Source organism: Kitasatospora sp. MAA19 (assembly GCF_029894125.1).
GTDB lineage: Bacteria > Actinomycetota > Actinomycetes > Streptomycetales > Streptomycetaceae > Kitasatospora.
In genome coordinates, this window is record NZ_JARXYZ010000041.1 from 24,932 (window position 1) to 48,507 (window position 23,576).

The following is a 23,576-nucleotide window of genomic DNA, read 5'->3' on the forward strand; positions in this document are numbered from 1 at the left end:
GGCAGTGTCCATGGCCTGCTGTCCTGGTGTTGCCAACCTTCCCAGGGGTGATGAGGACGACCGCACGGTCATGATCATCGCCGATCCAGCACGTCAGGGGGCAGGGGCGTGATGCGAGAGACGATCGACAGGTGAAGTAGCGTTCCCATCATCGACCACGTCAAGTCATCATTGGAGGCTGTGAAACCACTCAGCCTCGTACCGCCTTCTCGACACCGTGTGACTGGTTGCCCGAGAATAGTTCGAATTACATAGACGCCGACTTGGGCAACTGGTTCTGCCTGTCCTATCTGTCACGGTGGGGCGGCGGGACGACCAGGGCGTCGAGGGCCTGTTGGGCTCGGCCGAGGTTGTCCTTGCCTGCGCGGCGGAGGCCGGCCTTGGCGTACTTCTCGACCATGGTGGTGGACTTCCAGTCCTCGGTGATGACCAGGATCTCCGCCGCGCTGTAGCCCTGGGCGGCGAGGTCGGCGGGGACGCCGGCGCGCAGGCCGTGGCTGGTGGCGTTCTTGGCATCGAAGCCGGGAGTGCGGGTGACCATGCGTTTGAAGGCGCGGTTCACCGCGTGGCCGGTCATGCCGGTTCCGGAGGCGGGGACGGGCATGAGCCGGCCCCACCGGGTGATGCCGCGCAGCAGCGGCAATTGCGGCTCTGCTTGGCCGAGTTCGGCGAGCAATGACATGTAGGTGCGCACGACGGTGACCGCCACCGGGTCGCGGATGACGTACTCGCGGCCGGTGGACCAGTGGTCGTTCTTGCTAGTGCGCTTGCCGACGACCATCTGTTCAGTGCCGTCTTCCGGGTATTCGAAGACGATGGAGTCGATTCGGTAGGCCGCCTGTTCGGAGCGGCGGGCCCGGGTTCGATAGCCGAGGTGCAGGATCGTCAGGTCGCGCCAGCGGGCGAGTGGGATGTCGGCGGTCGTGCCCTGTTGGAGGTGGGCGATGCGGGCGGCGTCGACGGGTGGGCTCGATTTCGGGGTGCGGCGGGTGCGGGCGTGGTCGGCGGCCTGCTTGCGGATCAGTTCGGCGGTCGCCTTCTTCGGGGGCCAGCTCTCGTACCCCGCCCGGGCGTTGGCGTCTCGGATCGCGGCCATCGCCAGGCGTAGGGAACTGACGGGCGCGCCCGTGCCGTCGCGTCCGCCGAGGCGGCGTAGGTGGGAGATGTAGGAGACCATGTTCGCCTCGCTGGTGCGCGGCCCCGGGTGGCGGCCGTTGTCGGTGCACCAGCGGGCGAAGTAGCGCCACTGTTCGGCGTAGGTCTGACTGGTGCGTGCCGGCCGGGCGGAGGCGAGGTCGTCGGCTGCGTCCTCGGTCAGCGTCTCGTTCGGGTCGACCCCGTCGAGCGCGAACGGCACGAGGACGTGACTGTCGTCCACCAGCTCGCCGATCACCACCTTGGTGGCGCGCTCCACCAGAGCAGGCAGGTTCTCCGCGTCCGCGTCCACAGGCGCTCTCCATTCGGTGTGGCGGGCTGATGATCCGTCCGGGACAGCCTATCTGTACCAGGTCCTGTGTTGCGTCCTCTAAATCCAGTTAGAGGATGCAATACAGAAGTTGATACATAAGAAGCGCTCGAAGCGGCTCCTCTCGTCTCTGGCGTGTTTGTCGTGCTTATTTGTGTTCAGGCATCTGAGCTGCGAGGCTGTCCGCCATGAAGATCACGATCACCGTAGAGAATCCGACCCCTGAGGCACTCGAGAAGCTGCTCGCCCTCGCCGCCATGCCGGCCGCCGTCGTGACTGCGGAGCCCGACGACCGCTGGACCCCCGAACGCGCCCGCTCGTACTTCGACCGCCTGCCGCCCCGCGCACAGCAGATCCTCCTCCAGGTCCTCGAAGGCGAAGGCGAGTGCGCCGCAGAGGAGTTGAAAGCAAGCGGCCGAAGCCTGAGGGGATCCACCGGCGCATTCCGCCGGGTGCTCACGGAGGGCAAGCGCACCGGCCTATGGCCTGACGCACTCCCGGTACCGCTGGTCTCCCACATCGTCGGCGGACAGCTCAAGAAGCTCGAGATGCCAGGGCACGGCACCGAGCACTACGCACTCCCGGCCTTCGAGGAAGGCCTGCGTGATCTGCGGACTGGCGGCTGACAAGACGACCTGCTCGACCTCTGCGGGCGAGGCGCGAAGACCGGCCCACGGACGCATATCCGAAAGCTCGGTCAGCAAGGCCGCCCGTCAGCCCGACCAGCGGGAAGCCAAGAGCGTGAGCGTAAGACCCCCGCCAGGAAGCCTAGTTGGGCCAAGGGAGTCAGGAAACGTGTACCGCCACGCCGCACAAGCCGAGCCCGATCTCGGCCGCGGCGCGCCACAGCCGCAGCGGGCCGTCAAGGACAGACTCCTCTCGGGGCGAGTAGTGCAGCCAGTCCTGAGCATCCGCCGCAGAACGTTCAGCCTCGGTGAAGGTGAGGGCTCGCTCCACGCGCGGCAAGGTCTGGCGGACCTGGGCGGAGGTGAGGAGGAAGTTGCCGCACCAGCCCGGAATGAGGGAAGCGCGGGCCGGGCCGATGGCATGGAACAGCGACGCGATTGCGTACTCCTTGGAATTGGCCGAGGCGAAAAGGCCGTCTCCTGGATGATTCGTCCACACATCGTCGATGACACAGAAGTCCGGATCGGCCTCTCCCCAGCACATATCGTCAACGTTGAGCCCTGGGGCGGTGAGCTCCCGGAACGATTCCACTGCGGCATTGTCGGCCAGCGTGGACCCTGAACTCCTGTACCAGGTCCGGTAGTCGGGCAGAGGAGCCTGCAGCCAGCGTTCCCATCGCTCTTGAGTACGGGGCTGGGACCGGTCTGCCTCCATAGCGGGTAGTAACCGGGGAGACAGGTCGGAGATAAAGGAATCCGAGTGGCTGGTGATCGCCCAAACGCTGGTGAAGCCCATACTCTGGACGTTAGTACCCGCCGCTGACATCGACAGCAGTAGCCTGATTCCGGTGGACACGGTTCGACCGCTGCCGTTGCGCACCCCAGCTGCATTCGCCCCGGCGGTCTGACGATCCGTGCCGCTTCCGCCGCCCGGGCCGGTCGCCGTCGTCGGCTGCACACCGTACCGAGTGGGCGTCACTGCGCCGATCACGGAAGTCCGGCTGCCGCCGGACCCGGGCCTTGACGGCCCTTTCCGCGCTCAACCATTCGAGCGGCCGGCCACCGTCCGTCCCGAACATCCCGCTCGAAGGCATGGGGAAGCAGTGACCATGTCGATGACCACTCCAGGTTCCGCATTGTGTGAGTCACTGCCGGACAGACTCTTCAGCAGCCGCGAGTGCGGCCTCCCACGGGTAGGCCTCCGGTTGCCCCTGGCCGGGAGCGTTCGGGACGAAGCCTCCTTCGCCGAGCAGCACGCGCACGCCGGCTTCGCGCAGCGTGGCGACGCTCCGGGGGAACTGGGGGTGGCCGGTCAGCGCCGTGTTCGTGCACGGCATCACCGTCAGCGGGATTCCCTTGCCGATCGCCTCGGCCGCGAACCCTATGACCCAGGAGGTCGTGATGCCGAGGGCCAGGCTGTTGATGCTGTTCATCGTGGCGGGCGCGAAGAGGACCGCGTCGGCGGGCGGGAGTACGTCCGGGTCGCCTGGCCGACGGTACACGGACTTCACCGGATGGCCGGTCAGACGCCTCAGCTTGGGGAGCTCGTCCTGGAGCCAGCTCTCCGCAGTCGGGGTGAGCCCGAGCGAGACCTCCCATCCCCTGAACTGGGCGTGGCGCACGACCTGCGCCATGTTCAGGACTGGCGGGGCAGCGGAGCCGAAGAGATACAGAACCGGGCGCGTGGTGGGCATGGCAGTCATCGAACCCTGTGGGGACGGCCGGCGGCAAACCCTGCCGAATTCGGTGATGCACCTGACTACTTGGCGCTACCGTCGGATCATCAGGCCGAAACTCCTCAAGGGACGCGCCGTGACCGACTTCACGCCTGACACCGTAGGCAAGCGGATCAAGCAGACCCGCAAACTCCGACACATGACCCAGACCGAACTCGCCCTGAAGGCACGGATCTCGGCATCCCACATGGCTCAGATCGAGCGGGGCAAGCGGCAGGCCAGCCCGGCTGTCCTCGCCTCCATCGCCAGGGCCTTGTCCGTGCCCACGGCCGATCTCGAAGGGCGCCCGTACATCGAGGAGTTGCGGCGCGACCAGCTGGACGGGCTGATCCAGCCGATCCGGGAGTCCCTGGACATCTTCGACCTGGGAGCCGACCCGGACGTGGCACCGCGCCCGGCTGAGGAACTCGTCGCGCACACCGACCGGGTCTGCGGCCTGATCCGGGCGTCGGATCTGCGCAGCGCGGCGGCCGAGCTGCCCGGCCTGATCACCGAGACCACGACCGCGGCGCACAGCAGCGGTGATCGGCGTCTGTGGCAGGCCCTCGCCGTGCAGTACCGCTCCGGCTACGACCTCGCGAGTAAGCTCGGATTCCAGGACCTCGCGTCGATCTCCCTCGACCGCATGGGATGGGCGGCGGAGCGGGCGTCCGACGCCGTGACCGGGGCGATCAGGCAGTACAGCCGGGCGCTGGCCTACCTGCGTGCCGGCCAGTACCGGACCGGTATCCGGATCGCGGAGCTTGCCCGGCAGACGGCCGAGCAGGCCGATCCGGGCGTTGAGCGGGACGCTGTGCCTGTACCTGGTCTGCACGCCAACGGGTATGCCGATCCTGTGGGCACTGGCCACCCCGAAGCTCGACGAGCGCGAAGTCTTGGCCGCGACGCTTGAAGTCGACGCCGAACTTGTCGCCGAGCGGACGGGCATCCTGCTGATCTCCGACAAGGGGTTCGCCTCGAAGGCGTTCGAGCGCGAGCTCGCCGATATGGGCATCGACCTTCTGCGGCCCTCGTTCAAACGCGAGGGCCGCAGAAGCGGCGAGCCGCTGCTCAAGAAGGTCCGCCAGCTGATCGAGTCGGTCAACGACACCCTCAAAGGCCAGCTCGACCTGGAACAACACGGCGGACGGACTTTCGAAGGCGTCGCGGTCCGGGTCGCCCAGCGAATCCTCGCCCTGGCAACCGGCATCTGGCACAACAACCGCATCGGTGCACCAGTCACCCGGTCTCTGATCGCCTACGACCACTGATCACATCGGACTTACTCGTCTAGATGATCAATTCCAAGGGATGCCTGCGGAGGGTGTGGGGTGGGCGGCGGCCGAAGCCACCGCGAGACGGTCAGGCGGCGGGCTGCCGACCCTGGTTGTCGAGGTGGCAGCGGGCGGTCAGGCGTCAGGGTCGACTTCGGGGTGCGTGAACCGCACGGGCTTGCCCAGCGACCGGGCGTAGGCGATTTCGGCTCGGGTGCTGTCTCCGATGTAGTCGCCGACTACGAGCACCTCATCAGCGAGCCGGATCTTCGCCCGGTGCAGATCGTCGAGTCGAACCTTCAGCGCCTCGGCCTCGACAGGATCGGACCAAAGTTCGTGCGGCGACTTCATGTCACAGCCCGGTTTGACGACAATCTTTCCGGCTTTGGTCTCCCGCAGATCGGCCTCGTTCATCTCGGTCATGAAGCGGGTGGAGCCGCAGATCACGACGATACGCGGGAGGCTCAACAGCTTCTTCGCGTCGGCGAGCTTGTCCGCGGGGGTGAGCAGATGCGGGTATGACACTGGTTCCACCTGGTGGTGTGGTCCAAGGGGTGCCTGCGGAGACGAGAACGAGGGTGTCCAAGATCGTTTTGTGACGAACGACGTGGACACCCTCGCGACAGCACTCTATGCGACGACCGACGACATGCTGAAGGAGCATCCCGACCTGGCGCCGTGGCGCCCGCCGACCGGCATTACGCCCCGCCTGAGCGATGCCGAACTGGTCACCCTCGCCACGATGCAGGCCATACTCGGCTACACCTCCGAGGCCAAATGGCTCCGCCATGCCCGTGCCCACCTGCGCCACCTCTTCCCCTACCTGCCCCAGCAGCCCGGCTACAACAAGCGGCTGCGCAAGGCCGCCGGTCTGATGCGAAGCGTCAACCGGATCCTGGCCACCACCACCTCGGTGTGGAGCGACGACGTATGGGTCGTGGACTCCACCCCGGTGGAATGCGGCCGCTCCCGCGAGACCGTCAAACGCTCCGACCTGGCAGGTTGGGCCGAATACGGCTACTGCGCCAGCCACAGCCGCTTCTTCTGGGGCCTGCGCCTGCACCTGGTCTGCACCCTTCAGGGCCTGCCCATCGCCTTCGCCCTGACCGGGGCCAAGGCCGACGAACGCGAGACCCTCCTTGACCTCCTGGCAGCCGAACGCGAGCTTCTGCGAGAGCGCCCCCGACAGACTCTCATCGGCGACAAGAACTACTTCGGCCGTGGTTTCGAACACGAACTGTCCGAGCATGGAGTCCAGTTGCTGCGGCCTGCCCGTAAAGGTGAACGGGAACGGCCTGGCGCAGCCCTGTTCAAGCCGCTGCGACAGGTCATCGAATCGATCAACGAGACCTTCAAGGGACAGCTTGACCTCGAACGGCACCGAGGGCGCACGCCCGGAGGTGTCATAGCCCGCGTCATGCAACGCATCCTCGCGCTGACCGCCGCGATCTGGCACAACGACGCCACCGGACAAACCGTCCTACGCTCACTGATCGCCTATGATCACTGACCCCTTGGAATAGATCATCTAGAAAACCGACCGTCGTCTGAACCGTCGGCTGACCCCCGCGGGTGCGGGGAGGACGTCGGGCGGACCGTGTAGTAGACGGTGTCGAGCGGCTGACCCCCGCGGGTGCGGGGAGGACATGGCGGTCTCGTTGAACGTGATGCTCAGCCACGGCTGACCCCTGCGGGTGCGGGGAGGACACGTCCGACGGACCCGACTTCCCGTCCTGCACCGGCTGACCCCCGCGGGTGCGGGGAGGACGCAAGATCCACTGGGAGGGAATGGGAGATGATCGGCTGACCCCCGCGGGTGCGGGGAGGACGCCGGCGCCGAAGACCTGCTGCGGCACGCGCGCGGCTGACCCCCGCGGGTGCGGGGAGGACCGGCCGTCGGTGATCTCGACGCGGCCGAATCACGGCTGACCCCCGCGGGTGCGGGGAGGACATGTCGAGGCGGGCCAGCTCGTTGCCCGCCGCCGGCTGACCCCCGCGGGTGCGGGGAGGACGCCTGCGTGAGGCGGAACGAGAGCTGCGTCTCCGGCTGACCCCCGCGGGTGCGGGGAGGACGCCTTCATCACCAGCGCCACCGGGACGCTCCCCGGCTGACCCCCGCGGGTGCGGGGAGGGCAGAGGCAGGTCGTGCGACGGCGAAGGGCCCGACGGCTGACCCCCGCGGGTGCGGGGAGGACGGGACCTCGGTACCGCGAGCTGCGTGAATGGGGGGCTGACCCCCGCGGGTGCGGGGAGGACTTTACCTGCGATCCGGACCGGCTGAGCGACTACGGCTGACCCCCGCGGGTGCGGGGAGGACCGCCCAGGCAGCGGTGATCGTCTCGACCGCCACGGCTGACCCCCGCGGGTGCGGGGAGGACAGGTCCTCGGCGTCCTTCACCGTCTCCAGTCGCGGCTGACCCCCGCGGGTGCGGGGAGGACTAGAGCAGGGGCGGTTGGCGCCCGGCCAGAGGCGGCTGACCCCCGCGGGTGCGGGGAGGACACAATCACGTGCAAGTGCGGGTGCCACCCATTCGGCTGACCCCCGCGGGTGCGGGGAGGACTCCAGCACGATGGGCTCGTTCTCGGTCACGCGCGGCTGACCCCCGCGGGTGCGGGGAGGACCCGATGGCCGGATATGCCGAGATTGCGGCGTACGGCTGACCCCCGCGGGTGCGGGGAGGACTTGACCATGCGGTAGCCCTGCCCCTTGGACCACGGCTGACCCCCGCGGGTGCGGGGAGGACCTCACCCAACTCGGCCACGTCGCGGCCGGCCACGGCTGACCCCCGCGGGTGCGGGGAGGACTGCCGCTGTACGGCATCTCCCCTCCTCCCCTACGGCTGACCCCCGCGGGTGCGGGGAGGACGGCGAGCAGCGAGAAAGGGACCTGCTGGGCCGCCGGCTGACCCCCGCGGGTGCGGGGAGGACAGGACCTCGACGCGGGCGAGGGTGCGCGCATCCGGCTGACCCCCGCGGGTGCGGGGAGGACGTGCCGTCCACGGACGGGCCGAGGTCGACGGGCGGCTGACCCCCGCGGGTGCGGGGAGGACGCATCGAGGCCCGCAAGAACGCCAAGGGCGGACGGCTGACCCCCGCGGGTGCGGGGAGGACCGGGGCTGGGCGGCAGGTCTGTCGGTGTGGGGCGGCTGACCCCCGCGGGTGCGGGGAGGACGGGCGACCGTCGGCCGGACGAGCGGCTCGGGCGGCTGACCCCCGCGGGTGCGGGGAGGACCGGCCAGGAAGGGCCGAAGTCGTCCCCGGTGACGGCTGACCCCCGCGGGTGCGGGGAGGACGTCCGCCGGATCGAACAGCGCCCGCTGCTCGACGGCTGACCCCCGCGGGTGCGGGGAGGACCGTGGGGCACGGCTGACTTGGAGTCAAGGAACCGGCTGACCCCCGCGGGTGCGGGGAGGACATAACGGCGGAGGGAGGGCTAAGGTATCGTCACGGCTGACCCCCGCGGGTGCGGGGAGGACAGCGAAGGCGGAGTGGTAGCCGACCGTCGTGCCGGCTGACCCCCGCGGGTGCGGGGAGGACCCTTCGCGACCTGGGACGATGCGGCGGCTTTGTCATTTCTTTGCAAAGCTTGGTGCGCCGCTGTTCGAAGGTCTCAACGTCGCATGTGAGCTGTTGAGGTGTCAAAGAACCTGAGAAGCATCCCACCTGCCCGTGTCGCGTGGGTGGTTGGGACCGCCTGCGCGGAGAGCCTGTTACTTCGAACGTTGCAGTGTGCCGAATCCGGAGTGTCTTCGCGCCCGACACCGGCTGGGTAGCATCGTGCGGCTACTGACGGCTATCCGACGATACTGGGGAACGGGCGCAGTGATGACGAGTCAGAACCAGGAGGGTATGACGCCGTTGCGGCCGGGGGATTCGGATGACGTCGCTGGCTACCCGCTGCTGCGTCGGATCGGCGAAGGTGGCATGGGGACCGTCTTCCTATCCCGGACGCGCGGCGGCCAGCCGATTGCCCTGAAGGTGATCCGCGAGGAGTTCGCCCGGGGCGCGGGGGTTCCGGCGCCGGTTCCAGCAGGAGGTCCGCGCGGCCCGTACCGTGCAGGGCTACCACGTGGTGCCCGTGGTCGACCACGACACCGGCAGCACCACCCCCTGGCTGGCCTGCCGGTACGTCCCCGGTCTGACGTACCGTTTGGCGTCAAGGGCGGTTCGGATCGAGTTCATGGCAGTTAACGCGCGGGCGCGCCTGCTGAGTACGGCCTCTTTCCCGCGCGCACGCTACGGTGGACGCCCTGCCGGCCGCCCCGTTCACCGAGCACGACACGCCGTCCGGCAGTGGGCGCTGACGATCCGACGGGAGGCCGCCGCGTGGACCGGTTGATGCAGGACCCGCGCTTCCTGGACACGACCTTCGTCGTGATCGACTTCGAGGCGCTCACCCCCACCGGGCGGGCTGCCGAGCCGGTCGAGGTCGCCGCTCTCGCCCTGCGCGCCGATGGCGGCCGACTGGTGGAGATCGGCCGGTTCGAGGAGCTGATCCGGCCGCCCGCCGACGTCCCCGTCACCCCGATGGACACCGCGCAGACTGGACTCACCGCCGCGATGCTCGCCACCGCGGCCCCGGCCTCCGCGGTGATGGCCCGACTCGATGCACACCTGAGTGCGCCGCCGTACCGGCTGGTGGCCCACCACGCGCCCACCGAAGCCGGGCTGATCGCTCACCAGGGTGATCACTGCCCCGTCCTGGCCGGCACGCCGCTGCTCGACACGGTGCGCATGGCCAAGCACGTCCTGCCCGGGCTCGGCTCCTACCGGCTCGACAACCTGCTCGGCCACTACGACATCCCCAAGCCCCCGGACCGGCACCGGGCCATGCCGGACGTCGAGGCGACCCGCCAGGTCCTCGGCCGGCTGCTCACCGAGGGGTGTGCTTCCGGCCGGTGGCGCACCCTGCTCGAATTGGACATGGCCGCCGGGCTGCAGCCCAAGCGCCTCACCCCGGCAGGTTCACAGGCGGAGCAGAACTCCCTGTTCTGACCCCGGGGCCCGCGTTGCCAGGCGCTGCGACCCGTCGGCGATCGTGCCGAAGAGCTGCTTCAGCCGGAGGCGGGAGTCCTTCGACGGACCGGCGTCTCGGCGGTTCGGCCGGGAGGCCGAAGGGTTCGGCAGGGCGGTTGTACGCGCTCGGCCCGGCCGGGCCGCCGTTATTCCGGCGGCAGAGCGAAAACGGTCGAGCCCAGCTTCGCGAGCAGCCGTTGGCCGTCGGTGGCCAGGGTCCACTTCCGGTTCTCGGTGGTCACCGGGTAGGTGTTCACGGCGAAGGTCCACCGCAGGCGGCCCGTCTTCACGTCCACCGCGTGGACGCCCTCGATGCCCTGGCCGGCCACGAAGAGGGTGTCCTGGACGAGCACGGGCTCGGTCTCGGACGGTCGGAAGGGCACCGGGCAGGTCCAGAGCTGCCGTCCGGTCCGCGCGTCCCAGGCACAGACCGCCGCCGTCCCGTTCCCGCCGTAGACCACGCCGTTCGCGGCCGTCACCGGCGGGAACGCCCCGGTCGCGCCGTCGACGAGCTCGACCTCCCACAGCCGTCTGCCGTCGGCCAGACTGACCGCCCGCAGGGCGTTCCTGCCCGCAAGGCAGTAGGCCTGGCCGTCCGCCACGGCGGGCGGGATCGTGTCGGTGGCACCGGTCTCGACGAGCCACAGCTGCCGACCGTCCTGGCCGCTTCGGGCAACCAGGTCGCACCTGCCGTTGGTGTAGTAGAGATTGCCGCCCACGGCCGCGTTGTCGAGGTACTGCGCTCGCTCCCCCACCTCCATCGGTACGGACCAGAGCTTCTCGTGCGTGTCGATCGAGTAGGCCAGTACGACCGGCGCCGGTGCTGTGGTGGCCCCGTACGGTTTGGCGTTGGCGAGCGCGTAGAGCACCTTGTCGTCGGCACGGAGCGCGTAGACGTTGGAGAGGTCGTCGGCGTTGTTCTCGCGGTTGACGGTGTTCCACGTCTCCGCGCCGGTGGCCGCGTCGTACCCGGTGGCGCCCTGGAACGAGCCGACGAACACGTGCCCGGCTCCGGCGGCCGTGTACAGCGTGTTGACGCCCTTGCCGGCCCACTTCACCGTGCCGGTCGCGGTGTCGACCGCGGTCAGATGAGAACCCAACGTGAAGAGCGTCCCGTTCGAGACCAGCATCGAGGTGGGCACGAGGGCTTCGTCCGGTGTGAACGACCAGAGCGGTTTCGGCGCACCGGAGTCCGGGTTGGGCACCATCGGCGTCGGCGAATCCCGCAGCGGCCTCGGTGGATCGGTCGGGACGGCCGCCTCCGGCTTCCCGCCGCGCCGCCGCGACAGCACCCACCCGGCGCCGCCGGCCACCGCGAGCGCGGCCCCTCCCGTCAGCAACGCCCGCCGGCTCGGGCGACGCCGCGACCCACCGGCGTCATCGACATCCGAAGCGGCGGACTGATCCGAGATCCCCATGATGTACGTCATCCCCCATCCATCGACGTGACAGCCGCCAGGATCATACGGGCACGACCCACGCACTGCTTCCGGCAGTCCTGAGTCGCACGGGCCGACGGAGGGGACTTCTGCCGACGACCCCACCCGGGCCCGCCGGATCTCGCGCCTGTCAGGAACGGCCCGCGTACGAGAATGCCGAGCGGCTCCTCCCCAATCGCAGTGGGGAGGAGCCGCTCGGCACCTGCGAGCTAGAAGCGGCCGCGAATCTGCATGCCGGTGTCGGTGTCCGGGTGGTTCAGCGCGTCGTAGACCTTGTGGCCGGAGTCGCGGGCACCACCGGCCCAGCTGACGGCACCCTTGTCCGTGACCTTGGCCGCAACGCCGCCCCAGTACTTCGCCTCGCGGTCCCACTGGACGTCTCCAGGAGGGCATCCAGCGTGATGCCCTCGGGCATCGGGTCGGTGGACCAGGACATGGTGCGGTTCATGGTCGCGCCAAGGCCGGCCACGACAGCGGGGGCGGTGATGGCGGTCTTGGTGTGGAAGAGCCGGGCGTTCTCCACCAGGAAGGCGCCGACCGTCTCCATGATCTCGCGCTGGACAACGGCCTGGTCAGGACGGTCGTTGTTCTTGTCGGCGGGAATGTCCTCGTACTCGATGCCGGTCGAGGCGGCATGGATACCGGCCTTGCCGAGCATCGCCGTGGAGACGAGAGTCCGCAGGACCGACATCGTCATCCACTCGGCCGCCTTGTCAGACACCTGGCGCTTCCCGGTGAGGATGAGGCCGGACAGCGGAACCGTGGCCTCGCCGAACGGCACCTTCAGCGACTCCATCAGCTTGCGCGTCACCGTGGTGCCGAAGTCGCGACCGTCCATGGACATGGCCAGGGACTTGTCGACCGGCACGCCCTTCAGGTTGCGGTCATGGAAGATCTGTCGGGCGGCCATGACGCTGATGCCGTGGAAGATCTCGATGGAGAGTTTCATCTCGCCGAAGTCGAAGTCCTCCAAGCCGTACGCCGCCGGGTTCTTCCTGATCCGGTGCAGTGCCGTGACCTGAGTCTCGGCGTCGAGGGCAATGAAGCCGTCACGGATCGGCAGGTACCAGGTGCCGCTCTCGTCCGGCCCCAGCGGGCGCGGCGACCAGAGGGTGATCTGCGGGACCGACCACGCACTGTCGAAGTCCCCCCGCAGGCCGGCCGCGATGTAGTCCGCGTACTCGCCGACGTTCTTCGCCTTCTTGCTGGCCGCAGTGCCGATGGGCCGCTGCACCTCGGCGCGCATGCGGGCGTAGGGGTCGATCTCGTAGCCGGCCTTCGTGGCGCGCTTGGCGTCCTCCTCGACCTTCGCCGGGTCGTTGACGAAGTGGAGCAGGTTCTCCCCGTCGATGACGGCGTTCGCCATGACTCCCTCGCGAACGACCAGGAGCTTGATGGGGAAGCCGGTGGTGACCGGCTTCGTGAACGTGGCTATGGACACACTCTCTCCCTTGGTGGCGCGCGCCTCTTTTGACGCTGCGTCATATGACGGGAAGGTGTCCAATGATCAATCAACGGTCAACTGATGTAGGGGAGTTACCGGTTCTGTGTCGTCCGCAGCTGAAGGTATGCCCCATGCGGTTGGGAGGATCTCCCGATTCGGGTGGCTGCGGACGACAGTTCCATGCCAAGCTTCCGTCCGCGGAAACCGCCCCAAAAGCTGCGGTCCCCGGCCCGCACCGCGCCCCCTGCTCGCCTGCCCACCCGCATCCTGCACGCCGGATGAGCGGCTCCCGACAGCAACCTGCGGGTTCGGTGACGCGGACCTGGATCTTGAGTCCGGCCCACCCTTGAACTGGGTGCCCATCGACACTCGCGGGGCGTCGACCGAGCTTGGGCGGACCCGAGCCCCGGGTGTCGATGCCCGGACGGCTGGTGCGGCGGTTCGCGTCGTTCACGACAACGTATCCGTGGGAGTAAATCCCGGAGGGCGTCGAGGCGTACATCTCGCACCAGCTGTTGGGCGCCGCCCTGCTGGTGCAATCGACGATGCCCGGGCAGTAGGGCGGCCTGCAGATGTTCTGCGCGTTCGTCGGCGACCGTCGCTATGGCTGGGTGGCTGCCTGCGAGGACGCGTTCTGGGAGGTCCCGGTGCAGGCGTGCCACGACTGGAACACCGCCGACCTACATCGTTGCGTACGAAGCCGGCCCGGGCGGAGCTCGCTGACATACGACGAGTTGCAGACCTTCTTCGACGTCGCCGACGACCTGGTCGAGCTGAAGCGCAAGCGCTGCCGCAAGGGGGCACTGGCCGTGCGGCGGGACGCGGTGATGATCAGGCAGGTCTACCCGTACCGCACCCGGCGGCGCGGGACCTCGATGCTGGAGTTGCCGGAACTGCGGCATAGCCCGAGGAGCAAGGCGTACGGGCGGTTCGGCGCTGGAGGTGCGGCACGGCAAGGCCTCGCGCGTCCGGAGGAAGGTCGGCGAGTTCGGCCAGCCTCGCCGTCGACCTCGAACTCGCCCGCACGGAGCTCCGCAGCCTGTGCGAAGAACGCGACAAGCTCAAGGACGTACTCGGGTGCAACCTCGGCCAAGAGCTTCAGCAAGCCGACTCAGGTGACCTCAAGGCCAGGATGGACGGGCTCCTGACCGCCAACCACCAGCTTGAGGAACGTCTATCGGCCGCACTCAAGGAGCTGGAGAAGACTCAGGAGAAGCTCGAAGAGACCGAGATCGATCTGGTCGGGGCCCGCGCCGGCATCACGCAGATGATGCGAGACAGAGCAGTCCTGCCCGCATCGGCCCTCGTATCCGAGCCGAGTTGCCAGCTCTCGCGGTGCACGTTCTCGGGCCACTCGCCTGCTGGGTACGGACTCGGCGATCAGCCGCTCGTGCTGGCCGTCGAACGTGATGTCGTCCAGTTGACCCCGCGGAGCGGGGAGGACCGGAGGATCTGGCGATCGACCCGGCGCAGGAACAGCTGACCCCTGCGGGCGCGGGGAGGAGGACTGGTGCACCTTCGACAGCCTGGTCGCCTACGGCTGACCCCCGCTGGCGCGGGGAGGAGCCTATGGGGCCGTTCGCCCTCGCAGGCCACATCGGCTGACCCCCGCTGGCGCGGGGAGGAGGCTTTCTGACCTGGTGCGTTGCGAGGGCTTTGCTGTTTCTTGACCATGCTTGATGGCCGACGGGACACCGGATCTTGGTGAGCTGTCGTGGTGTCAAGGAGCTTGGCTCATCGTCCCATGTCCCCTGGCAGGGCGGGTGGCGGTGCAGTCACCGGCCGGGCTCCAACCGGGCCGTTGTACCGGCCCGGCTCGCGCGGCGCGCGGGCGTCTACGCCGGTGGGTCGGGTTTGAAGGTGTGGGTGCGGTGCCAGTGGAAGTGGGGTTCGCGTTTCTCGGTCCACCAGGGCACGGTGCGGTCGGTGAGGTGTTGTTGGATGTGTTCGTGGACGCCGGGCATGGCGTGGGCGAGCGGGCTGACCTGGATATGGCCGGTTTCGGTGACGGTGATGTAGCCGCGTTCGTAGAGGCTGTCGCAGCCGAGGCTGCAGGCGAGCATGGCGATGTTCTCGAAGTCGCGCTTCTCGTCGTCGGTGCAGACGGCGCGCTTCTTGATGTGGGCGGCTATGAGGAAGCCGGCCGGCAGGGTGCGGCCGCACAGGGCGCACTGACCGGTGGGGCCGGGCAGGAGGTGGCGCTTGAGTGCGGCCTGTTCTCCCCGGTAGGCGCGCGTCGCGGTGCGTTCGAGTTCGCCGTCGAATGCGGTGGCGGCGTTGGCGTCGGCCTGGGCGTCCGGGGTCGGTGCGGTGGCGGTGTCCGCGGTGGAGGCCTCGAGGGTGAGGTAGGCCTGGAGGGTGTCGCTCTGGTCCTGGTCCAGGACGGATATCCCCATGATGTTCCGGTTGGGGTTCCAGCTGAGGAGCCGGCGGACCTCTTCGACGGTGATGTCGAAGCCCTGGGTGCCGGACAGGGCGTACATGTACTCCCAGGTCTGGTCGTTGTGGTTGCGGCCCCAGAGGCGTTCGGCCAGTGCCTCGTCGCGCCACATCAGGGCGATGGTGCCGCCGAAGTAGATCCTCTTGTCGCCGCTGAAGAGCGCGAAGTCGCCCGGGTTCATCTTCTCGACCCGGGAGACGTTGACGTTCCTCTTGCCGGGTACGACGCCCCACATCTGGGCTGATCCGTCGGGGAACAGGCGGTCCAGGCGCTCGCGGACGTCGGGCGCGAGCAGGTCCGCGTGCTCATCAAAGACGACCGGGGAGGAGATGGTGTCCAGGTAGTGCTCGTTGACGTCCTTGTCCGACCTGGCCGCCGGCTGCAGCACGATGAGCATGTGGCGGTCAGCCCCCCAGTTCGGTGTACTTGTCGGCCCGTCCTCGGGCGAGGTGGACCGGGTACTTGGCGCGGTTGGCCGCGATCTTCTCGGTGAGTGCCTGCTCGGGGTCGATGCCGAGGACGTCCGCGAGCCGTAGCAGGTAGGCGAGGACGTCGGAGAGTTCCTCCCGGACGCGCTGGGCGCGGGCGGGGTCGGCCATGACGGCGGACGATTCCTCGGGCGTCAGCCATTGGAACAGTTCGAGGAGTTCGCCGGCCTCGCCGCTGAGCGCCATGGCGAGGTTCTTGGGGGTGTGGAACTGCTCCCAGTCCCGCTCGGCCGCGAACTCGGCCAGCTCCTGCTGCAGTGACCTGATCGTCATGGGGACGATCTATAGCAGTCTGGTACGACGATATGCCAACCATTCATTCAGTCCGCTTCCCGTGCTGCCGGAAAGGACCTGCCGCGATCGGCATCGCAGCTGCCTCCGGCGGGCCGGCTGTCCGTACCGCTTCCGCCGCCCGGGCCGGTCGCCGTCGCCCGCTGCCCACGGCATCGGACTGGGCGTCACCGCGCCGATCACGGAAGTCCGGCTGCCGCCGGACCCGGGCCTTGACGGCCCTTTCCGCGCTCATCCGTCCCCATGGCCGACCACCGTCCCCGTTCCGGCACCCCAAATGCCGACAGCGCCGGATCCCGCCAGTCCCTCCCGAAGGACCGGGCGACCGACCGGCCGAACCCGCCTGCGCAGAGAGGAGCTCAGCGCCCGGGCACGTGAGGCGTTGTCGTAGGGGTTTGGCAGGATGCCCTCCATGCTCGACACCCGTCCTGACCAGCGCCGTGACGACCGGCTCGCTCCGCCCGACGTCCGGGGCGACTTCGAGGTGCACCTGACCGTGGCGCCCGGTGCAGCCGAGGCGCTGGCCGCGTGGGCCGACGGCCACGGCCTGAAGTTCACCCACATCCTGCTGGCGCGCGGTGCGGTGCCCTCACAGCCGATGCTCACCTTGCGGGCCGGCGGCACGCTGGACGAGGTCGCCGCGGCGACTTCCCGGACCGTGGGCCGGCTGGCCCGGGCCGGGTTCACCGTCCTGCGGGCGAAGATCGAGGCCACGCCGTGGGCGGAGGGCGTCCCGGTCTCGGACGAGGACGCCGTGCCGCACGGGTCCGGCCGGTACTTCGAGCACCACGTCAAGCTGCTGCTCCCGGGGTGGGCTTCCGTAGCCGACTCCGCCCGCCTCGCCGGACTCACCGAGCTGGTCGTCCGGCACGGTGCGCACCTGTCACGCAACCCGCGCCGGGTGCGTGAGGACGGCCGGTGCGAGTGGTTCGTGACGCAGCGGTGCCGCCTGGTCGGCCTCAGCGCCGCGGGACTCCGTCTGGAGGCGCTGCTGCGGGACCTCGCCGCCGACGGCCACGAGGTGCTGTCGGTGGAACGCGAGTTCGTCGTCACGGACAGCGACGAGGCCCTGGACGCAGGCTGGATATCCGAGCACGAACACGAACACGAACAGCAACGCGATCGCGAGCATGCGCACGAGCACAGCGTCGGGCCGTACGCAGAGGGAGACCCGAGATGACCGAGAACCAGCCCCAGCCCCACCCGCCAGTGGCATGGGAAGAACTCGAATACGGGCCCTGGCAGGATGTCCTGCTGCCCAAACAGCCACCGCCGGAGGACATCCGGGAGAACCGGGACCTGCCCAGGAGCATCAGGCCGATCGACGACGAGACGGTGAGCCAGCAACCCGTCTTCGACCCCGCCCTCGCCGGGTACAGCCGGGCCCTCCGTCCCAGCGAACCGGCCTTCACCGACCCACAGCTCGCCGAACGCTGGCTCACCGCCCGGAGCGAAGCGCTGAACACCGTCCTGTCCGCCGTCGCCGCCTCGCCGTGGGCCGACCACCTGGTGCTGCGCGGCAGCGTCCTGCTGCGGGCCTGGTACGGCGAGCAGGCGCGGGAGCCGGGAGACCTGGACTTCGTGGTCCGCCCGGCGGACTGGGAACTGGAGGACGAGCGCACGGACCACATGCTCGAGGGGCTCGCCGCCGACGCCGAACGGCTCTCGGACACGGTGCGGCTGCACGCCGACCAGGCGGTCAGCGACGAGATCTGGACGTACAGCAGGATCCCCGGGCGCAGGCTCGTCCTGCCATGGTCGGCACCGGGCATCCCGGGCGGCACTGTCCAGCTCGACTTCGTCTTCACCGAGCACCTGCCCGTCCCACCGCAGTCCTACCAGCTCCCAGGCGTCACCGGCCCGCTGCTCGCGGCCACGCCCCAGCTCTCCCTCGCCTGGAAGATCCTGTGGCTGGTCTCGGACAACCACCCGCAGGGCAAAGACCTCCACGACGCGATCCTGCTCTCGCGCACCGCCGAGGTGCCCTACGACCTGCTTCGGCAGGTCGTCACCCAGTCCGACGAGAGCTGGTCGCGCTGGCCGGTCCTCCCCCAGCAGATCACCGGACTCGAGGTCGACTGGGACGAATTCGCCAAGGACTACCCGCAATTCGCCGAACCCGTCGAGGAGTACCCGGCACAACTGCTCACCGTACTCCACGCGACCTTCGCCGACCGCGGCGAGTACGCGCTGCGGGCCCTGTGGCTGGCCCCGGTGACCGAGAAACTGCGGGAGACGCTGGCACGCGCGGGCATGGACGAGGTCCAGCAACGGATGTCCCGACGTCACATGCCCCCGGACAACACCCTGGTGATCACCAGCGAACTGCTGAACGGCGACCTGAACACGGCCCACCACACCGTCGCCAGCCACCTCGGCACCGAGTCCGACCGGACGACTCGCCAGCTGGCGGAGGCCGCCGCCCGCTACGCCGCAGAGCTCGCCGACGACCGTCGGACGGACGGCACCGGCGGCTGATACCCCGCCGGGCAGCCCCGCGGCCACTGTCCGGGCTCCCGGGGCGGCACCGAACAGCCGGCCCGGGAGCCGGTCGGAATCCATCCTCCGAGGCGGACTTGAAAGCAGCACCGCGCATCAACAGGGTGGCCGCAGTGATCCGGCACCATCGATAGGAGGAGGCTGGAGGTCGCTACGGGGCCAGCCGTCGGAGTGCAGATCAGCGACGCTTCGGCGGCCTCGGCGGCGGATGCCGCCGGGGGGCGATGTAGCGGACGTTCAGGCCGACGCGGGCGCCGTCACTGGTGTTGGTGCCGGAGCGGTCCATGAGCAGGGCGGTGCCGGCGCGAAGCGGCAGGGCGGGGTCGAGGCGTCGGCGGTGAAGCCGGTCGCCTGGTCGGCCCGGCCGCGTTCGGCGCCGTACTCGGAGGAGAACGGCAGGTAGCCGAAGTGGTGGGAGCCGGGGACGGCGTGCAGGCTGCCGTTGTCGAGGGTGGCGACGCTGACGGCCAACCAGGCGGAGACGGACCGGTCGGGGTCGAGTTCGACCTGGGCGTCGATGCCGTCCTGGTGCCAGGGGATCTCGAAGGTGCGGTCGGGTCACTTCACCACGAGGAAGGTGTTCGGCTGACCCCCGCGGGCGCGGGGAGGACACCGGTCAGGCCTGCTCGTCGTCGAGTGCCCGCTTCGCCGCATCGAGGCTGGCCTGCAAGAGCTTCTGGTGCTTTGCCCTCGGCGCGGGCTTGCTCCCAGATCGGGTGGGTTCGCAGCGCCTCCGCCGCGCCGATGTAGGCCTCGACATCGCCGCCGGCCAACCGCGCCGTCGTCATCGCCCGGTCCGCACGGAGCGCGGCAACGTGGAGGGGCAGCAGGTCAGCGGGGAGCTCAAGATCAGCCATGACGTCATCGTACGACCGGGGTCTGACAGTGCAGGTCAGGAACGCCTGGCAAGCCGGTGCGGTCCTAGGTAGTAGGAGAGCGCGGCGTGGGACGGCCCGTCGGAGACCTCCCCGCCGACCAAAAGCTTCACCACCTCGGCTTCCGATACCCACTCCACCCGGGCTGCCTCGGAGATGTCCTCCGGATCGCCGACCCGAGTGCAGCCAGTGACGTGGTACGAGCGGAAGTGCGCGTCGGAGATTCCCGCCATGGCGTCGTACTCGGTCAGCAGCTCGACCCGTCCGGGACGCCAGCCGGTCTCCTCCTCGACCTCCCGGGCGATCGCCACCGCCGGCTCCTCGCCCGGTTCAGCCCAGCCTGCCGGCACTTCCCAGCCCCACCGATCGGTGATGAACCGGTGTCGGAAGATCAGGAGAAACTCGCCTTGGTCGTTGGTGACGACGGCGGTGGTGGAGGCTCGTGGCATGCGGAGGACGTGGTGGTCGATCCGGCCGATTCCGGGGATGCCGACGTCGTCCAGCCAGACCTCGACCCACGGCGAGCCGTAGACCTGCCGTCGACTGTAGACCTGCCACTCCGAGTTGGTCACCAGGCTCTCCTCACGCGCGTGCCAGCTGATACCCCAACTCTCTCACCCGCGCGGTCAGTTCTCGGACGGGCCGTGTACCGGACCACGGGGTGAGCGTCTGCTGCAGCTGTCGGGCCCGCAGGACGAGCGGCTGCACGATGCTGACGCCCGCAAGGTCGAAGGCTGAGTGCGCGAGGGCGCACGCCGCGTCAAGGTCTCCCTGGCCGAGCCGGCACTCGGCGAGGTCGATGGTGAGGACTGATCGACCCTTGACGTCGGCCTCAGCCCGACGCACCATGGCGGTCTCCAGCAGGTCGGCCGCGGCATCATGCTCACCGAGGTGGGCATAGGTCTCGCCAGCGAGGCCGTCGAGGCGGCCCGCGGTGAGGAAGTCGAGGCCACCGATCGGCTCGTCAGCGGTGTCGAGCAGGTGGCTGGCCTGATCGAGGGCGACGAGGGCCGCCTCACGGTCGCCTCGGGCGGCGAGCCCGCGGGCGAGGTTGGCAGCAACCCACGCGCGGCGCCGAGGGCTGGCTGTCTCGGCGAGGGCTGCGGCCTGCTGTAGCAATGCGGCGGCGGGGGCGCGTCGTCCAGCGGTGTACTCAACGATGGATTGCATGGTCAGCAGCCACGCGGTGAGGTCGTCTGCCTCGCCCTCCCCGGCGGCCACCGTGCCGAGGTGGAAGTGCGCGTCGGACTTGCTGCGGTCGCCGAGGTCGTGGTTCGCGAGGCCGAGGAGCCCGGAGACGACGGCCAGTATCCGCACCCCACGGCGCCGGGCTGCAAGGGACTGCGGTCGGGCCAGCATTTCGTGTACCCCGGTCAGCTGACGGTGGAGTGTGGGCACGCTCTCGACGGGTGGGGTCGACGGGTATCGGTAGGCGACTCCTGCGACGGCTGCTTCGAGATGCGAAAGGGCGGCAGACGACGCGGTGGAGCGGGAGAGCATGTCCAGAACTTCCCAGGTCTCGGGGACGGCGGCTGGCTGGTAGCCGGTTGGGATGGCCGCCGCCTCCCACGGTCGGTCGGCGAGGCCGAGCATCCGCCCGGGGATGTGCAGGCCGTCGGCAATTCGTTCGATGACGTCCATGCTCGATACGACTCTGCCGCCGCTCGTGATCTCGGTGACGCGGCTGGTCGACAGACCCGTACGGCGGGCGATCTGGGTCACGCTGATGCCGGCCCGCTTGGCGGCCTGGAACACGGCGCCGATCTGCCGATTGGCGCAGGCCGCCACGAACGTCGGGTCAGCCAGCAAGTGGGCGGGGAGCGGTTCCGGTGCGGACAACGTGGCCTCCCGAGTCGATGGTGTCACGAGGTTAGCGGCAGCCGTGGCGTCACGGTGGGTACTCACCGTGGCCCTAGTGACGCCACCGCCGCCGACCGATCCTGTGCCTGTGACGACGCATCAGCCGGAGCCCAGCAGGGCCCAGCTCCAGGCCAAGGCCTGCATCCGTTGCGGGCGTGAGGGCGGCGAGCTGGTCCCCGCTGGCCACGTCTACACGTCGACCAGTGAAGGCCAAGCCCCGCTCGGCTGGGCGGTCGTGGCCCACCCGAAGTGCATCACCATCGAGGAGACGGCGTGTTGACCGACGAGCTCACAGTTGCGGTGGACGGTCACCTGGAGCCGGTCACCGCGCCTCCCCTGGAGGCCCTGGAGACGCTGTGGCAGGCGGTTTGCGCGCTGCCGATCAGCGACTACGAGCGGCGGGCCATGCAGCGACTGCTGGGCAGCGGCACCACAGATGACCTGGAACGCCGAATGAACGGCGACGAGACGACGGATTGGCCGCTCACGCTGGACGGCGACAGCCTCGTGATCGTGCGTGTGTCATATGGCGACGGGCTGACCTACCGGCAGCGCGTCGCGGCCCGGTACACCGTCGTGCAGCTGCCGGCCGACCAGCGAGGGCGGCGCCCGTGGGTGATCCGGGACGCCGAGACCGGCGGCCTGGTCACCGCTGGCACCGGGCCGCGGCCGCTTGAGTTCTCGATCCGGGAGAGCGCCGATGAGTGGACCCGTGGCCGGGTGAACCTCGCCGGGTACCGCGCCTTCCCGATTCGGACGGTCGCCGAGTGAGCGCTGCCGAGGGAACACCGGCCGAGGCCGAGGAGCGAACGGAGCGAGGCCTGTGCCCCGTCTGCGGGCGCTGGGTCCGCGGCCGGTTCCTGGGCGACCTCACCGCGTACACGGCTGCGGTCGAGCACTGCCCGCCACTGGATGAGCCAGACGTGATCACCAAAAGGAGAAGTGCATGAGCGACCCGGATGACGCGTTCTTCGAGCAGCTGGGCCACCTGGTGGACGCCGCCCAGGACGGGCGGGCTGCGGACTCTGATGTGGCGTACGACGACGCGTCCCGGCGAGCGGGCGAGGCCGCGGCGGCGCTCCAGGAGATGGACCGCGAGGGGTGGTGATGGCTGCCCAGCCGAATGATCGGAACCGCGCCACGGGAGCGCCACCATTCCACCCGATCAGCAGGGCCAGTGGTCCGCGCGGCGCCGCGAGACCCGGGGGCTCACGAGGGCAAACAAGCGCCCCACGATGCCGCCGGACGACGTCCCGGTGGCGCTGGAGACCGAGGAGGACGACATGACCCCACAGAAGAGCCCGCTGCCGGCGGAGTAGGCACCGCCGCTCCCTGGCCGCCGTACGGCGGTCCGGCTGGCCAGGGCCTACCCGTCTACCCGTGGAACAGGCGCCAGGTCGACACGTCCAGCGATTGACCGATGGCGATCAGGTCGTCCAGGTTGGGCGGTGTCGGCTGACCCCCGCGGGTGCGGGGAGGACGCCACGAGGAGCCCCGAGTTCGCGTTCGGGGGCGGCTGACCCCCGTGGGTGCGGGGAGGACGCGGTGTAGGCGACGCCCGCCCACAGCGCGACCGGCTGACCCCCGCGGGTGCGGGGAGGACGTCTGGGTGACCGCCAGCAAGACCGCCAAGGACGGCTGACCCCCGCGGGTGCGGGGAGGACGCGAGCTCGACCAACCTGGATGCGGTGGGGCGCGGCTGACCCCCGCGGGTGCGGGGAGGACGTGCTTCAGCAGGGTGAGGATGTGTTCTTGGGTGGCTGACCCCCGCGGGTGCGGGGAGGACAGCTTCGCCTCCAGGACGTCGGCGATGGCGTCCGGCTGACCCCCGCGGGTGCGGGGAGGACCCTTCGCGACCTGGGGCGTTGTGGTGGCTTTGTCATTTCTTTGCATAGCTTGGCGCGTTGTTGTGCGGACGTTACAACGTCGCCGTTTGAGCTGTTGAGATGTCAAAGGGCTTGCGAATCATCCCACGTGTCGGTGACGTGGGGAGCGGTAGTCCCACACGTACGGTTCGCTGCCGCCGGGCAGGCGAACCGGCCAGTGGCTGTTGTCCGAGCAGTTTCGTGAGTGCTGAGAGGTGTGGGTTTGGAGTCGCTGGGGCGGGTCGGATTCGGTCGAAGCGGGTGCACGAGGCCGTGAAC

Annotated in this window: 24 protein-coding genes and 2 CRISPR repeat arrays; of the genes, 12 read left to right on the forward strand and 12 right to left on the reverse strand. The window is 69.3% G+C overall.

Annotation, left to right across the window (positions count from 1 at the left end; all coding sequences use genetic code 11):
• Positions 1-286: 286 nt before the first annotated feature.
• Positions 287-1,447, reverse strand: coding sequence for a hypothetical protein (locus P3T27_RS35895; RefSeq protein ID WP_280685501.1), 1,161 nt, complete (start codon positions 1,445-1,447; stop codon positions 287-289).
• A gap of 206 nt (positions 1,448-1,653) precedes the next feature.
• Between P3T27_RS35895 and P3T27_RS35900 the strand changes: the two genes are divergently transcribed.
• Positions 1,654-2,091 (forward strand): hypothetical protein, encoded by a 438-nt coding sequence (locus P3T27_RS35900; RefSeq protein ID WP_280685502.1) that lies wholly within the window; start codon positions 1,654-1,656, stop codon positions 2,089-2,091.
• Between the two features lie 160 nt (positions 2,092-2,251).
• On the opposite strand, the gene P3T27_RS35905 is transcribed toward P3T27_RS35900, so the two are convergent.
• Positions 2,252-2,887, reverse strand: coding sequence for a hypothetical protein (locus P3T27_RS35905; RefSeq protein ID WP_280685503.1), 636 nt, complete (start codon positions 2,885-2,887; stop codon positions 2,252-2,254).
• Between the two features lie 349 nt (positions 2,888-3,236).
• The gene (locus P3T27_RS35910; protein WP_280685504.1) at positions 3,237-3,785 is read right to left on the reverse strand and encodes a flavoprotein; all 549 of its coding nucleotides are present in this window, start codon (positions 3,783-3,785) and stop codon (positions 3,237-3,239) included.
• Between P3T27_RS35910 and P3T27_RS35915 the strand changes: the two genes are divergently transcribed.
• The gene (locus P3T27_RS35915) at positions 3,784-4,719 is read left to right on the forward strand and encodes a helix-turn-helix transcriptional regulator (RefSeq protein ID WP_280685505.1); all 936 of its coding nucleotides are present in this window, start codon (positions 3,784-3,786) and stop codon (positions 4,717-4,719) included. The genes P3T27_RS35910 and P3T27_RS35915 overlap by 2 nt on opposite strands.
• Positions 4,652-5,077, forward strand: a complete 426-nt coding sequence (locus P3T27_RS35920) for a transposase (protein ID WP_280685506.1) — start codon at positions 4,652-4,654, stop codon at positions 5,075-5,077. The genes P3T27_RS35915 and P3T27_RS35920 overlap by 68 nt, the downstream gene beginning before the upstream one ends.
• Positions 5,078-5,215: 138 nt before the next feature.
• Here P3T27_RS35920 and P3T27_RS35925 read toward each other — a convergent pair whose 3' ends face one another.
• Positions 5,216-5,605: a hypothetical protein gene (locus tag P3T27_RS35925; protein WP_280685507.1), complete on the reverse strand. Its 390-nt coding sequence runs from the start codon at positions 5,603-5,605 to the stop codon at positions 5,216-5,218.
• A gap of 70 nt (positions 5,606-5,675) precedes the next feature.
• On the opposite strand from P3T27_RS35925, the gene P3T27_RS35930 reads away from it, so the two are divergent.
• Together P3T27_RS35930 and P3T27_RS35940 are read left to right on the forward strand one after the other, a co-directional pair.
• Positions 5,676-6,590, forward strand: coding sequence for an IS982 family transposase (locus P3T27_RS35930; RefSeq protein ID WP_280685508.1), 915 nt, complete (start codon positions 5,676-5,678; stop codon positions 6,588-6,590).
• Positions 6,591-6,636: 46 nt separating this feature from the next.
• A CRISPR array of direct repeats spans positions 6,637-8,617; the repeat unit is 29 nt; unit sequence CGGCTGACCCCCGCGGGTGCGGGGAGGAC.
• A gap of 789 nt (positions 8,618-9,406) precedes the next feature.
• Positions 9,407-10,075, forward strand: a complete 669-nt coding sequence (locus P3T27_RS35940; RefSeq protein WP_280685509.1) for a 3'-5' exonuclease — start codon at positions 9,407-9,409, stop codon at positions 10,073-10,075.
• A 167-nt stretch (positions 10,076-10,242) separates the two neighbouring features.
• On the opposite strand, the gene P3T27_RS35945 is transcribed toward P3T27_RS35940, so the two are convergent.
• Both P3T27_RS35945 and P3T27_RS35950 read right to left on the reverse strand, forming a co-directional pair.
• Entirely contained in the window at positions 10,243-11,304 is a 1,062-nt protein-coding gene (locus P3T27_RS35945; RefSeq protein WP_280685510.1) for a PQQ-binding-like beta-propeller repeat protein, read from the reverse strand.
• A gap of 487 nt (positions 11,305-11,791) precedes the next feature.
• Positions 11,792-12,976, reverse strand: coding sequence for a DNA sulfur modification protein DndB (locus P3T27_RS35950; protein WP_280685511.1), 1,185 nt, complete (start codon positions 12,974-12,976; stop codon positions 11,792-11,794).
• 575 nt (positions 12,977-13,551) lie between these two features.
• On the opposite strand from P3T27_RS35950, the gene P3T27_RS35955 reads away from it, so the two are divergent.
• Together P3T27_RS35955 and P3T27_RS35960 are read left to right on the forward strand one after the other, a co-directional pair.
• The gene (locus P3T27_RS35955) at positions 13,552-14,127 is read left to right on the forward strand and encodes a hypothetical protein (RefSeq protein ID WP_280685512.1); all 576 of its coding nucleotides are present in this window, start codon (positions 13,552-13,554) and stop codon (positions 14,125-14,127) included.
• Positions 14,112-14,462, forward strand: a complete 351-nt coding sequence (locus P3T27_RS35960; RefSeq protein WP_280685513.1) for a hypothetical protein — start codon at positions 14,112-14,114, stop codon at positions 14,460-14,462. The genes P3T27_RS35955 and P3T27_RS35960 overlap by 16 nt, the downstream gene beginning before the upstream one ends.
• 352 nt (positions 14,463-14,814) lie before the next feature.
• Here the strand turns inward: P3T27_RS35960 and P3T27_RS35965 are convergent, their stop codons facing one another.
• Together P3T27_RS35965 and P3T27_RS35970 are read right to left on the reverse strand one after the other, a co-directional pair.
• On the reverse strand, positions 14,815-15,816 hold the full coding sequence (locus P3T27_RS35965) for a hypothetical protein (protein WP_280685514.1): 1,002 nt from the start codon (positions 15,814-15,816) through the stop codon (positions 14,815-14,817).
• A gap of 7 nt (positions 15,817-15,823) precedes the next feature.
• Entirely contained in the window at positions 15,824-16,180 is a 357-nt protein-coding gene (locus tag P3T27_RS35970) for a nucleotide pyrophosphohydrolase (protein WP_280685515.1), read from the reverse strand.
• A gap of 430 nt (positions 16,181-16,610) precedes the next feature.
• Here P3T27_RS35970 and P3T27_RS35975 point away from each other — a divergent pair, with 430 nt between their 5' ends.
• Together P3T27_RS35975 and P3T27_RS35980 are read left to right on the forward strand one after the other, a co-directional pair.
• On the forward strand, positions 16,611-17,378 hold the full coding sequence (locus tag P3T27_RS35975) for a hypothetical protein (protein WP_280685516.1): 768 nt from the start codon (positions 16,611-16,613) through the stop codon (positions 17,376-17,378).
• Positions 17,375-18,676 (forward strand): nucleotidyl transferase AbiEii/AbiGii toxin family protein, encoded by a 1,302-nt coding sequence (locus P3T27_RS35980; protein WP_280685517.1) that lies wholly within the window; start codon positions 17,375-17,377, stop codon positions 18,674-18,676. The genes P3T27_RS35975 and P3T27_RS35980 overlap by 4 nt, the downstream gene beginning before the upstream one ends.
• 258 nt (positions 18,677-18,934) lie before the next feature.
• Here the strand turns inward: P3T27_RS35980 and P3T27_RS35985 are convergent, their stop codons facing one another.
• From P3T27_RS35985 to P3T27_RS36000, 4 genes are read right to left on the reverse strand one after another with little or no spacing between them, the layout of a single operon-like run.
• Complete coding sequence (locus tag P3T27_RS35985) at positions 18,935-19,237, reverse strand: phytanoyl-CoA dioxygenase family protein (protein WP_348534191.1); 303 nt, start codon at positions 19,235-19,237, stop codon at positions 18,935-18,937.
• Positions 19,238-19,260: 23 nt separating this feature from the next.
• Positions 19,261-19,554, reverse strand: a complete 294-nt coding sequence (locus tag P3T27_RS35990; RefSeq protein WP_280685518.1) for a hypothetical protein — start codon at positions 19,552-19,554, stop codon at positions 19,261-19,263.
• Between the two features lie 35 nt (positions 19,555-19,589).
• Positions 19,590-20,144: an NUDIX hydrolase gene (locus tag P3T27_RS35995; RefSeq protein ID WP_280685519.1), complete on the reverse strand. Its 555-nt coding sequence runs from the start codon at positions 20,142-20,144 to the stop codon at positions 19,590-19,592.
• A 10-nt stretch (positions 20,145-20,154) separates the two neighbouring features.
• Entirely contained in the window at positions 20,155-21,411 is a 1,257-nt protein-coding gene (locus tag P3T27_RS36000; RefSeq protein ID WP_280685520.1) for a helix-turn-helix transcriptional regulator, read from the reverse strand.
• Between the two features lie 109 nt (positions 21,412-21,520).
• Between P3T27_RS36000 and P3T27_RS36005 the strand changes: the two genes are divergently transcribed.
• The 3 genes from P3T27_RS36005 to P3T27_RS36015 all read left to right on the forward strand — a co-directional run bounded on the left by P3T27_RS36005 (position 21,521) and on the right by P3T27_RS36015 (position 22,540).
• The gene (locus tag P3T27_RS36005; RefSeq protein ID WP_280685521.1) at positions 21,521-21,712 is read left to right on the forward strand and encodes a hypothetical protein; all 192 of its coding nucleotides are present in this window, start codon (positions 21,521-21,523) and stop codon (positions 21,710-21,712) included.
• On the forward strand, positions 21,709-22,203 hold the full coding sequence (locus P3T27_RS36010) for a hypothetical protein (RefSeq protein ID WP_280685522.1): 495 nt from the start codon (positions 21,709-21,711) through the stop codon (positions 22,201-22,203). Before P3T27_RS36005 ends, P3T27_RS36010 begins: the two co-directional genes overlap by 4 nt.
• Before the next feature lie 175 nt (positions 22,204-22,378).
• Positions 22,379-22,540 carry a hypothetical protein gene (locus P3T27_RS36015; protein WP_280685523.1) on the forward strand — a complete coding sequence of 54 codons (162 nt, stop codon included), beginning with the start codon at positions 22,379-22,381 and terminating at the stop codon, positions 22,538-22,540.
• A gap of 344 nt (positions 22,541-22,884) precedes the next feature.
• Positions 22,885-23,279: direct repeats of the CRISPR family, unit length 28 nt; unit sequence GGCTGACCCCCGCGGGTGCGGGGAGGAC.
• Positions 23,280-23,576: the final 297 nt, after the last annotated feature.